This window comes from Acidovorax sp. BLS4 (assembly GCF_032929295.1).
In the GTDB taxonomy this organism is placed as follows: domain Bacteria; phylum Pseudomonadota; class Gammaproteobacteria; order Burkholderiales; family Burkholderiaceae_C; genus Paracidovorax.
Genome location: NZ_CP136797.1, coordinates 5,277,501 through 5,288,172, shown reverse-complemented (window position 1 = coordinate 5,288,172; position 10,672 = coordinate 5,277,501). Strand labels below are relative to the sequence as shown.

Sequence of the window (10,672 nt, the reverse complement as noted above, 5' to 3'; positions counted from 1 at the left end):
GACCAGCGGCTGGCCGTTCCACTGCAGCCCGGTGAGCTGGCCGGTGGCGTCGTACTGGTGCACCAGCTGGCGACCGCTGGGGTAGGTGATGCGGGCGATCTGCCCCGCGCCAGCACTGCCTGCGCTGCCCGTCCCGCCTGGCACGTACTGGTAGCCCACGGTGCTGCTGCCGTTGGCCAGGACCTGGGTGCGCGCGGTGATGCGCCCTTGCGCGTCGCGCTGGTAGCGCGTGGTGACGCCCGTGTCCTGGATCTCGCTCAAGGACCCCACGCTGGCGCTCGGGCTGCCGCTGGCGTTGTACTCGGGCCCGGGCAGGTCGTAGCGCAGCACGGTGGTGCGGCTCGCGTCGCCCAGGCTGCTCACGATCTGCGTGGGCCGGCCCAGCGCATCGCGCGTGATGGCGGTGGCACGCCCCAGCGCGTCGGTGAGGCTTTGCGGCAGCCCCAGGCTGTCGTAGGTGCGCGTGAGCGTGCCGCTGTCGGCGCTGGCTTCCTGGCTGGCATTGCCCAGGGCATCCCGCGTGTAGCTGGTGGCCACGCTCTTGAAGTCCGTGGCTTTGGTGACGGCATCCTGGGCGTTGTATTCCAGCGCGGCGCTGGCGTTCTGCGCGTTGGTGAGGGTCTTCACGCGCCGCAGCGCGTCCAGCGCGAGGGTGGTGCTGCGGCTGGCGCCCCCAACGATCTCGGTGCTGCGGATGAGTTCGCCGTTGGCGTCGTAGCCATAGCCGCTGGTGCTGACCGTGCCGGTCGCGGCCGAGCCGATGGTGACGCTCTCCACCCGGTTCAGGCTGTTGATGGTGCGCGCGACCGTCCATGCGGCCTGGCCTTGCGCATCGGTGATGCTCTCATTGATCCGGTTGCCCATGCCGTCCAGGGTGTAGCTGGCGCTCGCCCCCCGGTTGTCACTCCAGCCGGTCAGGCGCTGCGCGGCGTCGTAGGTGTAGCTGGTGGCGTAGCCGCTGGCCACGCTGGCGCTGGCCAGTTGCCCGCTGGCGGTGTAGGTGTAGCTGCTGACCTCGTCGCCGCGCTGCGCCCGTGTGAGCCGCCCGCGCGCGTCGTACTGGTAGCTGCTCACCAGGCCCGTGGGTGCGGTGTGGGTGAGCACCCGGCCGGCCGCGTCGTGGGTGTACAGGCTGCTCTGGCCCAGCGCGTTGGTGGCCTGGGTGAGGTGGCCCGCGCTGTCGTAGGCGTAGGTGGTCACAGCGCCGCCCGGGTCGGTCTCGCTGGCGACCAGGCCCGAGGGGTGGTAGGTCCAGACCCAGGTGCGCGAGACGGGCGGGTTCACCGAGGTGTCCTTGACCGTCTGCGTGAGCGCGTTGCCCTGGCCGTCGTACGTGTAGGCCGTCTCGCGGCCCGCCTCCGTCACCTTGACCGGCAGGCGCCACTGCGGGTGCCATTCGGTGCTGGTCGTGCGCGCCTGCGCCGTGCCGCTGGCCTGCGTGGTGCTCAGCGGCACGCGCCTGCCCGCATCCCATTGGTACGTCGTCACGCTCCCGAGAAAGTCCGTCTCGGAGTCGATCAGCCCTTGCGCGTTCTGCACCCGCTGCGCGGCATCGGGCTTGCCCAGTGGATCGGGCTTGCGCGAGAGGCTGGGCAAGGCGTTGCCGGACTACATGGTGCCGGGGGCGGTGGTGGTGCAGCCGGGGCTGCCGCTGAACGCCAACGGCAAGGTGGACAGGAAGGCGCTGCCGAAGGCGCAGTTCGGAGGGGGTTCGGGGTACGAGGCGCCGCAGGGGGAGATCGAAGGGGCTCTGGCGCAGATCTGGGCCGAGGTGCTGGGGCTGGAGCGCGTGGGGCGCAATGACCATTTCTTCGAGCTGGGCGGGGATTCGATCCTGAGCCTCAAGGTGTGCGCCCAGGCCCGTGCGCGGGGCCTGCCACTGGGGCCGCGGCAAGTGTTCGAGCACCAGCGGTTGGCAGCCCTTGCCCAGGCGATTGCCGCGACCCAGGCCGAAACCCCTTCGGCGGACCCTTCAGGGCCGCCCATCACGGCACTGAGCGCTGCAGAGCGTGTCGGTCCCCTTGCCCTGTCGCATGCGCAGTTGCGGCAATGGTTCCTGTGGCAGCTGGATCCACAAAGCACGGCGTACCACATCAGCGGGGCCTTGCATTTGCAGGGCGCGCTGGACAGCGAGGCCCTCCATGCCAGCTTCACCGATCTGATCGAGCGGCACGAGGCCTTGCGCACCGTGTTCCGCCCGCGCCTTGACGGCACGGCCGAGCAGGTGATTCAGGCACATTCCCGCTTCGCTCTGGACGTGGCGGATCTGCGCACGGTGGCACTGGCAGATCGGCCCTACCGTGCACAACAGGCGGCCCGGCGCATCAGCCAAACGCCCTTCGATCTCAGCGCGGGGCCGTTGCTGCGGGTCGGGCTGATCCGCCTCGGCGAGCGCGAGCATTGGCTTGTGGTGGTCATGCACCATATCGTCTCCGACGGCTGGTCCATGCAGGTGCTCGTGGAGGAATTCGTGGCCCGGTACCGGGAGCGGTTATTGGGCCGGTCCCTTGCGCTGGCGCCCCTGCCCATCCAGTATGCCGACTATGCGGCTTGGCAAAGGCAGTGGCTGGAGGCCGGTGAGAAAGACCGGCAGCTCGCCTATTGGACAAAGCAGTTGGGCGACGAGCATCCCGTGTTGCAACTGCCCACCGATCACGGTCGGCGCACGGAGGGCCAATACCGATCGGCGCTGTGGGAAATCGAGCTTCCCAAGGAACTCGTTAGCGCCCTGCAGCGTCGGGTGCGTTCGCAGGACGCCACTTTGTTCGTTGCACTGCTTGCGGGTTTCCAGGCACTTCTGCATCGCTACACAGGCCTGCACGACATCCGCGTGGGGGTGCCCATTGCCAACCGCGACCGGGTGGAGACCCAGGGCCTGATCGGATTCTTCGTGAATACACAGGTGCTGCGCGGGCAGTTCGACGGTCGCACGCCGCTTGGCGAAGTGCTGGCCGCCGCCAGGCAGGCGGCACAGGGTGCGCAGGCGCACCAGGATCTGCCCTTCGAGCAATTGGTGGAAGCCTTGCAGCCTGATCGCAGCCTCGGCGTCAGCCCCCTGTTCCAAGTGCTTTTCAATCACCAGCGCAATGGCCTGTCCTCCTTGCGGGATCTGCCGGACCTGGTACTCAAGAGCCAGCCTTTGCCGGATGGTGCGGCGCAATTCGAGTTGACGCTCAGCACCACGGAGGAAGCGGATGGACAGGTGTGCGCCCAGTTCATCTATGCCTCGGAGCTGTTCGATTCTGGGACGATGGAGCGGATGGGGGAGCACTACATGGCGCTCTTGCAGGCGCTGGCGGAATGGACAGCACGGAGGTCATCTACCTGCCCACGGCCAGCGGGCCGATGCCGGTGGCGGCGCAGATCAATGGGCGGCTATATGCCATCGATGCGGACCACCTGAACACGCCACGGCGCCTGACCAACACGCAGGGCCAGGTGGTGTGGCAATGGCTGATCACGGGGTTTGGAGAGGCCAACCCGACGACCGGCGCCACGGGCTACGCGCAGAGTGGGCAAGGCAGCGCCAACTATTCAGAGGCGGTGAAGTTCGACCTGCGGTATCCGGGGCAGGTGTGGGATGAAGAGACGGGACTGGCGTACAACCTGAACCGGTACTACGACCGGGAGGGAGGGCGGTACATCCAGGCCGATCCGATCGGGCTGAATGGGGGGTGGAACCGCTACCTCTATGCAGGTGGCACGCCAACGAATCTCGTCGATCCTTCTGGATTGGCGAGCGTGATGCCGGGTGGAGGGTATGGAGACTCTCCGTTGCTGGACAACGGGTCAAGTTGCTCGCCGATGTTTCAGCAGCCACGGGTGGATGATGGGGGGTGTATTTCCAGCAGAGGTGGGACGAATATTTGTATTGGCCCTGGGGTTATCAAGGGAGTACTGCCGGGCGCCGCCGCAAAGATTGACCCAGTCGTAATTCGAGAAATCGAACAGATTGTGAGATCAGGAGGCTCGGCATTTCCGCTTGAAGCGGGCGCTCAACTTCGAGCGGTTGCTGAATCTTTTGCTGGAAAAATACGTAATGCGGGGACACCCGCGCAGGCCGCTCATATTAGAGACGTTGGTTTAGGCGCTATTGATCGACTTGATAGATTTGACGCTCTGACGCCGGCTGCTAGACAGCAATTACGAGAAATTATTAATGGAGCATTCAGGCCATGACCAAATCAAATGATCCAATTGCAAATTTGGCATTTACCGAATTAATAATAACTTGTCAAGCGGATGGATGCTTGAATCTATTTCAAAAAAGTTTGGATGAGCCCGCAACTGATCCTGTGGAAAAGTGGTCTGTAAAGATGGCTGGCTTGGCTCGTGATGCAGGCTGGGGCTCTGACGCTATGGGAAAAGTCTTGTGTCCAGTTCATGCGAATCCGGCAAAAATAGTTGACGATTCGGGTCGAAAGTAATTCGTTGCAGGTGCGATTCGGTCAGTGGCAAAAAATGCCGCTGAACAGAAACCAAAGAAGGATTAGGTCGCAGAATTATGCAGGGCTTGATTAATGGTCTTGAAAATTCAGAAAGCGTTTCGGCACAAATGGAGGTTATGAACTGCATGGATGATGGGAGATGACTTTCGCAGCCTCAACACTTTTGGCCGAAAGGAAATTCTGATGGATTCGGAGCCAACGCAACCCCTTGAACCCATGCCCTTCCCTTCGCAGGCAATTTCGCTCAAGCCCTCTTGTTTTGCTATTTATTTAATAGCATCATTGACATGATTCACTAAGGCATGAGGCCTGTTTGACCTCGTATCAGGCCCACATCAAACGGGAGGATTCATGAGGGTCGTCTGGGCCGTCTTCATCGCATTGCAGGCCCTGGGCAATGTGGCCTCGCTGTCCTACGAAGTCCTGGGCACCGTGCAGGGCGCCCAGGACTTCGCCGGCGTGGCCACCACGTATGCCAACGACGTCCGGGGCAACGTCACGCGGGAGAGCTCGGCCGGACCCGCGCCCGGCCTGACCGAGCAGCGCAGCTACACCCTGGCGGGCCAGTTGTCCGCCAGCCGGCTGCTGCCGCAACTGACCTGGGCCGTCTCGGAGTCGATCAGCCCTTGCGCGTTCTGCACCCGCTGCGCGGCATCGGGCTTGCCCAGTGGATCGGGCTTGTCCATACTGGTCACTGCCAGCTTACGCTGAGAGGTGCCGTACTGATAACTGCGTACCGTACCAAGGGGATCGGTGACAGTGGCTGCAGCACCGATGACGGTGGAGTAGCTCACCTGATAGCGCTCGACACCGCCTGCCAGCTCAGTGCTGATGGCCCGGCCAGCGGTGTCGTAGCCGAAGCTACCCCAGCGATTCCCTTTCTCATCGACGATGGCCGTCAATGCATAGGGATAGCTGCTGTTTTCGTAGAGGAACGAGCGCGTGGTGTTGTCTGGATAGGTGACGGTGGAAAGGCGGTCGCCGATGTCGTAGGCATATCCAATGACCTGTGAACCTGGGGCGGTCACGGAAACCAGTTGGCCTGTGCCGTTGTACGCCATCGACAGGATTTGTCCGAAGGCATCTGTGATGGAAGTCAGCCGGCCCGCAGTGTCGTAGGCATAACGGGTGGCCCAGCCATTGCGTGCGGTCAGAGAAAGGAGCTTGCCTGTGCTGTCGAAAGTCAACGTGGCGTTGTCTTCCGCACGCCCGTAGCTCCAGCCCCCATCGGTCAAGGCAGTCAATGTGTCGCTGCTCTCAGCACGGGTCCAGCTGGCGACGCCTGGGGTCTGAACAAAGGTGCGAAGGTAGCCTTCGTCCGTCGTGATGCTGACGGCCGGGCCCGCAAAGGTAGCGCTTTGCACCAGCGATATGCTGTGGTTATGCGCCCACGCTTTGCCCAATGGTCCAATGGCTCTGTCGGGGTCCGAGCCCCAACTGCTGCGATAGGTGCGCGTGAACGAAAGCGCTGGGGGACCTTGCCCGGTCCAGTCGTTTTCCACGCGAATTTTGGCCTGACTGGCAGGCATGATGGGATTGCCGAACTGCATACCGCTGTCTCTGCTGCACATCGGCGGAGGCTCTAGGACGGCGGGGGTACACGCATTGCTTGCAGCATCCTCGATGAAGTCGGGCTTGCACACGCAGCCTTGCGCGGTGGGCGTGCTGTTGATTGGGCATCCCTGTCCCTGGGGCCGCCAGGAATAGTTGTAGATCGTCACGCAGTTGACGGTTGGCGTGCAGGCATACGAGTAACTCGCGCCCCATCCGGGCCACGGCCCCGTCGGACATTGGGGATTGGCGGGGTGTTCGGAACGAACACAGAGCTGAAAGATTTCGCCAGTGCCGGGGCTCATGAGATCAGTCACCCAGCCCTGCCCCTGGATGACCAGACCGGGGGACTGATGCCGGGCCATCACCATGGCCTCTCCAGCCTTGCGGCTATAGAAGTACGAACCTTGGGCAGGCAGTGGGCCATTGGTAACGAAGTACCCCTTCTCCTCCATGGAAAGCACGGCCTTGGCAGGCCAAGCTGCCAAGCAACATGCCAATACCAACAAGGCTTGTATGACACGCCTGAAAACCAAAGAGGGGAGGGAGCCCGATGTGTGCACTTGGATGCGGTGGGGTTGTTCAAAAAAATTCAAACGCTGCATCTTTCCCTCTGGCTTTCATCTTGTTGGGGGCTCGCCCTGCTGTCAGCTTCACATCGTTAATCGATGACGCATTTTTTTAACCTAAACCCGCCGCTCGCCAATAAAGACCTCGGCATCTTGCTACAAAATAAATAGCAAATCAGTTTTTCATGATCTTGGCTTCAAATGCCGCGAGCATGGCTTCGATCTGCTGTCCCTCCGTAGCACCTGGCTCAATGCCTCCACCATCCGCAACGCCTTTGAGCAAGTAGTACTCGGTCTCCGAACGAAGCAGGCCGCGCTTGAGCATCTGCAAGTATTTTTTGAATAGCGGCGCCTGACTTCGCTCAACGTGAAAGTGCCAGCGGCTGAGAATCTTGCATCGGCAGCAGCAATCGCATCAGGTGTCCAGTTTGATGTGTCTTCAACCGTATCGTTGATTGCCATTTGCAAACCGCGCTTGGCATCTCTCATTGACCGACGCTCTATCCCTTCAGCCACATAAAGTGTATGAATCTCAGCTGGCATATCAGGACGTGCGTTGTACCAGTCGAAAAACTTACCCAAGAACACCTTGAGTTTTTGATAGTCCTCAGCAGACATTTTTTAGTTGCTCATATTATTGGCAGGTAAATTTACCCGCAGGCATCGGTGTACCAAATTCACTTGTGGCGTCGTAAAGGTAGAGCGGCCCTCTAAGATTGTTGCATGCACTTACGCTAATTCCCATCCGGCTGTAATCGAACGCCATTACAGGTCATATAACAGTCAACAAAGCCTGCAATCTCGCCTGGAGCATAGATTGTTAAAAATGAGTCATTTGGCGCAACCGTGAAAGACAAATGAGACGTATCGCCATCAAAGATGGCATGAACTTCTACATGCTGCCCAGGTTTTATAATGAAATACTCAGAAAGAGGTTCCAATACCACTTTAATTGACTCAAGTCGTTCGTTTTGCAGCGGCAACGTTAGCACCTGATTTTTCATAAGTACCCTATTTCAAATGACGAAGAATTTCTGACATGTACGCTGCACGCGCTGGAGCAACAGCCCCCCCACGTCCGGCAGCAGAGGCAGCGTTATAGAAATCACGTAGTGCTTCAATTTCAGCTCTGCTCATACTTGTTTGAATTCGCGCTAACGTACTCGCATTGAGCCCTGCTTGAGCAGCTTGTACGCCAGGAAGACCATTGCCCCAACCTAAAATTTCCTTCAACTCAGGTGCGGCACGAGCAGCGAAAACCTCTGCCTTCAAAGCTTCACGAGCTGGAATGCACAGTGAGCCGCTTGGGCCTGTAGCAACGGTGAATGCGCCAAGCAGCAAAATTTTTGATGCGGTGTTGGGGTCGTAATGGATGGGATTAAAAACAAGGCTTCTACCATCAGTATCAAAACCACCACGCACATCATTCGGGTTGTAGCTAAAGCGGGGGCGCCCAACCGAACTATTCGGCTGCGTAATCATTTGACCAATATCGATCAGTCCTGTGGGATCAACTCTGTTCAGAGGATCGCCCCCCACATAACCAAACCGATTCCACCCCCCATCCAGCCCGATCGGGTCGGCCTGGAAGTACCGCCCCGAAGGCGGGTCATAGGAGCGGTTCAGGTTGTAGTTCAGTTGGGTCTCCTCATCGAACACCTGCCCCGGATACCGCAGGTCTAACCGGATCGCTTCGCTGTAGTTGCTGCTCCCCTGCCCGCTCTGCGCGTAGCCGGTCGCCCCGGTCGTCGGGTTCGCCTCTCCAAACCCCGTGATCAGCCATTGCCACGCCACCTGGCCCTGCGTGTTGGTGAGGCGCCGGGGCGTGTTCAGATGGTCCGCATCGATGGCGTACAACCTGCCGTTGATCTGCGCGGCAATGGGCATCGGGCCGTTCGCGGTGGGCAGGTAGATGACTTCGGTGCTGTCCATTTCAGATCGGAGCGCCGCTGGAGTTGACGGATGCCCAAGGGCGCATCGCCTGGGCGGCGGATTACAAGGTGTGGGGAGAGGCCACGCTGCGGACCGTCGCGAGGACCGGCACCGATGACGCGCCGGTCCGACGCCGCATGGGCAACGGGCCGGGGGTGGGTTGGAGCGAGGGCGCAAGTCCCCGTTCATCCGCACCTCCTCCCATTGAGCAACCCTTCAGATTCCAAGGTCAGCAGTTCGATGAGGAAACAGGGCTGCATTACAACCGCTACCGATATTACGATCCAGCAGTAGGAAAATTTGCTAGCCAAGATCCTATTGGCTTGCATGGCGGCAGCCATTTGCAAATGTATGCATCGAATCCTTTCTCATGGATTGATCCCCTGGGCCTTAGGCCAAAACCCAAATGTAGAGTTGTTTGTGGATGTGAAATTTTTGGAGAAGGACAAACTACTTCAGGAAAAGATCACGCATCCATGTCTGAACAATTAGCGGATAAGCTTGCAGCCACCGGACGCTACGTAAAGTTGGGAATTGACTTAGCGGTTCGCACTGTTACTGGAGTGCCTACTGACCCTGGCAAACGACCGGATGTTACGGGGCTGCGTAAGGATGGGAAAGTTGACATCTTCGAAGTGCCCTCGCCCACAGACGATTTAAAGAAACTCCAAGACAAAGGAAATCAGACATTGAAAGATCTTGGAAATAGAGCAGGCAATTACCAAGCTACAAAGCGATGCAGCAAATGATCAAAAATGCCAATTTTTTTGTCGCTCACAATGTGAGCGTCCAGAAAGACATCCTCTCAGTTAAGAACGCATTCCAAGAACTTTTTAGAAAAAAAGATCTTGAAATAAATATGACCTCCGGAAAATCAGGAAAAATAAAATCAGCCAGCAAAGTTTCAAATAAAGAAACAGACTATCTTCATAGCTACTCATTTCTCGCCGTAAGCGCAGACCAACAAAACATTCCCTCAGAAAATTGGGATTTTATGTGCTTTCATGACAACGAGAGCAAAACCCTGTGCATTGGCGATGCAAAATCAAAAGAAATCGATATTAAAGACTGGAGCGGTGAAATATTAAAAATCCTGACCGATAAAAAAGTAAATTTAGATTACTGCTACGCTTATCACGAAACACTTGCTTTTGGCCAAGGCTATGCAGTTGGCGTTTTTTGCGAAGACGACAAACACGACATCACAGAATTCGAAGTTGCAGAAGAAATTAGTCGATGGTTGAAAAATAGTCCATTCGATGTAGAAGCCCATAAAATAAGAGATGTCTTTGATGTAAACATTTTTTCGGAAAAATTTTTCAAAAGCATAAGCAGCGAACTAAGTGAAAGTTTAAAAAAGACCTCCTCATTAAAATATCTGGATTCTATTTTTCACATGCTCACATTAAACAAACAAGAGAAAAAAGAACTTAGGCAGCATTTAGAAAAAAAACACATATTGATAGCTAAACAGATTTCCGAATAGATAGCTCAACATCATCCTCCATGCTTGCAATAAAAGCGACGGCCATCCTCATGGCGGTGGTAGCTATATATATCTCCGCAAACATACTGGCCGCAGCATGGATATCAAGGAATTTACCCAAATATGCCCGAAAAACCTCGAGACTTCTAACAAATCAGCTTAATGCACTAAGCACTACAAGAATATGGACAACGATATTCTTGCACCTTCTCGCAGCCCTAATTCTCTACAACGCAATTTCCAAGCAAAATACGATAATATGGATATTCACAGTTATAACAATATATATATTTTTCGTATCAGCCCTAACCCTCTCTCTATTAGCTCAACTTCCATATATAAAAGCACTCTGGGAAGACACTTTCTTTAAAATCTCCTTATTAACAATTCCCATCGGCCTTCTATACTTAGCCAAAGGATACGCAAGCTCATGGGTAGATAAATTACTAGGATTGAGCATTAATTCAGTGCCAATGACTCATTTCGCAGCGACCAGTTTAACTCTATTAGCATTTGTAGCACTGGCGCTATCGTTAACTGCTTTAGCATTTGAATTTGCATTGATTTTTACTTTAAACAACAATATTGCTTTTGAAAAACTAAAATTTAGCAAAAAGTTAGCGATTTTGTTTTCAACAAAACCGATAAGAAATCATGCAGAAAGGCAGTACGCAAAGCACACAGCA

General features: G+C 56.8%; 10 protein-coding genes and 1 pseudogene (1 of these 11 running past the window's edge). 6 read left to right on the top strand and 5 right to left on the bottom strand.

What is annotated here, in order from left to right; genetic code table 11:
• Positions 1–342: 342 nt before the first annotated feature.
• Positions 343–1,284, bottom strand: a pseudogene (locus tag R1Z03_RS24210) (hypothetical protein); the annotation flags it as partial.
• 292 nt (positions 1,285–1,576) lie between these two features.
• Here R1Z03_RS24210 and R1Z03_RS24205 point away from each other — a divergent pair.
• From R1Z03_RS24205 to R1Z03_RS24195, 3 genes are read left to right on the top strand one after another with little or no spacing between them, the layout of a single operon-like run.
• The gene (locus tag R1Z03_RS24205) at positions 1,577–3,403 is read left to right on the top strand and encodes a condensation domain-containing protein (RefSeq protein ID WP_317355966.1); all 1,827 of its coding nucleotides are present in this window, start codon (positions 1,577–1,579) and stop codon (positions 3,401–3,403) included.
• Positions 3,301–4,179 (top strand): RHS repeat-associated core domain-containing protein, encoded by an 879-nt coding sequence (locus R1Z03_RS24200; RefSeq protein WP_317355965.1) that lies wholly within the window; start codon positions 3,301–3,303, stop codon positions 4,177–4,179. The genes R1Z03_RS24205 and R1Z03_RS24200 overlap by 103 nt, the downstream gene beginning before the upstream one ends.
• The gene (locus tag R1Z03_RS24195) at positions 4,176–4,427 is read left to right on the top strand and encodes a hypothetical protein (protein ID WP_317355964.1); all 252 of its coding nucleotides are present in this window, start codon (positions 4,176–4,178) and stop codon (positions 4,425–4,427) included. Before R1Z03_RS24200 ends, R1Z03_RS24195 begins: the two co-directional genes overlap by 4 nt.
• A gap of 569 nt (positions 4,428–4,996) precedes the next feature.
• Here the strand turns inward: R1Z03_RS24195 and R1Z03_RS24190 are convergent.
• From R1Z03_RS24190 to R1Z03_RS24175, 4 genes are all read right to left on the bottom strand, one after another.
• Positions 4,997–6,604, bottom strand: a complete 1,608-nt coding sequence (locus tag R1Z03_RS24190) for a DUF6531 domain-containing protein (RefSeq protein WP_317355963.1) — start codon at positions 6,602–6,604, stop codon at positions 4,997–4,999.
• A gap of 139 nt (positions 6,605–6,743) precedes the next feature.
• The gene (locus R1Z03_RS24185; protein ID WP_317355962.1) at positions 6,744–6,899 is read right to left on the bottom strand and encodes a hypothetical protein; all 156 of its coding nucleotides are present in this window, start codon (positions 6,897–6,899) and stop codon (positions 6,744–6,746) included.
• Positions 6,900–7,302: 403 nt separating this feature from the next.
• Positions 7,303–7,572 carry a hypothetical protein gene (locus R1Z03_RS24180; protein WP_317355961.1) on the bottom strand — a complete coding sequence of 90 codons (270 nt, stop codon included), beginning with the start codon at positions 7,570–7,572 and terminating at the stop codon, positions 7,303–7,305.
• 7 nt (positions 7,573–7,579) lie between these two features.
• Entirely contained in the window at positions 7,580–8,500 is a 921-nt protein-coding gene (locus tag R1Z03_RS24175; RefSeq protein WP_317355960.1) for an RHS repeat-associated core domain-containing protein, read from the bottom strand.
• A 23-nt stretch (positions 8,501–8,523) separates the two neighbouring features.
• Between R1Z03_RS24175 and R1Z03_RS24170 the strand changes: the two genes are divergently transcribed.
• The 3 genes in view from R1Z03_RS24170 to R1Z03_RS24160 are tightly spaced (at most 20 nt apart) and all read left to right on the top strand, a layout consistent with a single transcriptional unit that may run on beyond the window.
• A complete protein-coding gene (locus R1Z03_RS24170) occupies positions 8,524–9,249 on the top strand; it encodes an RHS repeat-associated core domain-containing protein (RefSeq protein ID WP_372588202.1) in 726 nt (241 codons plus the stop codon).
• Complete coding sequence (locus R1Z03_RS24165; RefSeq protein ID WP_317355959.1) at positions 9,237–9,986, top strand: hypothetical protein; 750 nt, start codon at positions 9,237–9,239, stop codon at positions 9,984–9,986. The genes R1Z03_RS24170 and R1Z03_RS24165 overlap by 13 nt, the downstream gene beginning before the upstream one ends.
• Before the next feature lie 20 nt (positions 9,987–10,006).
• On the top strand, positions 10,007–10,672 hold the 5' portion of the coding sequence (locus R1Z03_RS24160) for a hypothetical protein (protein WP_317355958.1). It continues 357 nt past the right edge of the window; only the first 666 of its 1,023 coding nucleotides appear in the window; it begins with the start codon at positions 10,007–10,009; its stop codon lies off the right edge, out of view.

Bases quoted from the DNA above. Each gene is read 5' to 3' on its own strand.
- R1Z03_RS24175 (WP_317355960.1), bottom strand. From the start codon at position 8,500: ATGGACAGCACCGAAGTCATCTACCTGCCCACCGCGAACGGCCCGATG.
- R1Z03_RS24195 (WP_317355964.1), top strand. From the start codon at position 4,176: ATGACCAAATCAAATGATCCAATTGCAAATTTGGCATTTACCGAATTA.
- R1Z03_RS24165 (WP_317355959.1), top strand. From the start codon at position 9,237: ATGCAGCAAATGATCAAAAATGCCAATTTTTTTGTCGCTCACAATGTG.
- R1Z03_RS24180 (WP_317355961.1), bottom strand. From the start codon at position 7,572: ATGAAAAATCAGGTGCTAACGTTGCCGCTGCAAAACGAACGACTTGAG.
- R1Z03_RS24190 (WP_317355963.1), bottom strand. From the start codon at position 6,604: ATGCAGCGTTTGAATTTTTTTGAACAACCCCACCGCATCCAAGTGCAC.
- R1Z03_RS24200 (WP_317355965.1), top strand. From the start codon at position 3,301: ATGGACAGCACGGAGGTCATCTACCTGCCCACGGCCAGCGGGCCGATG.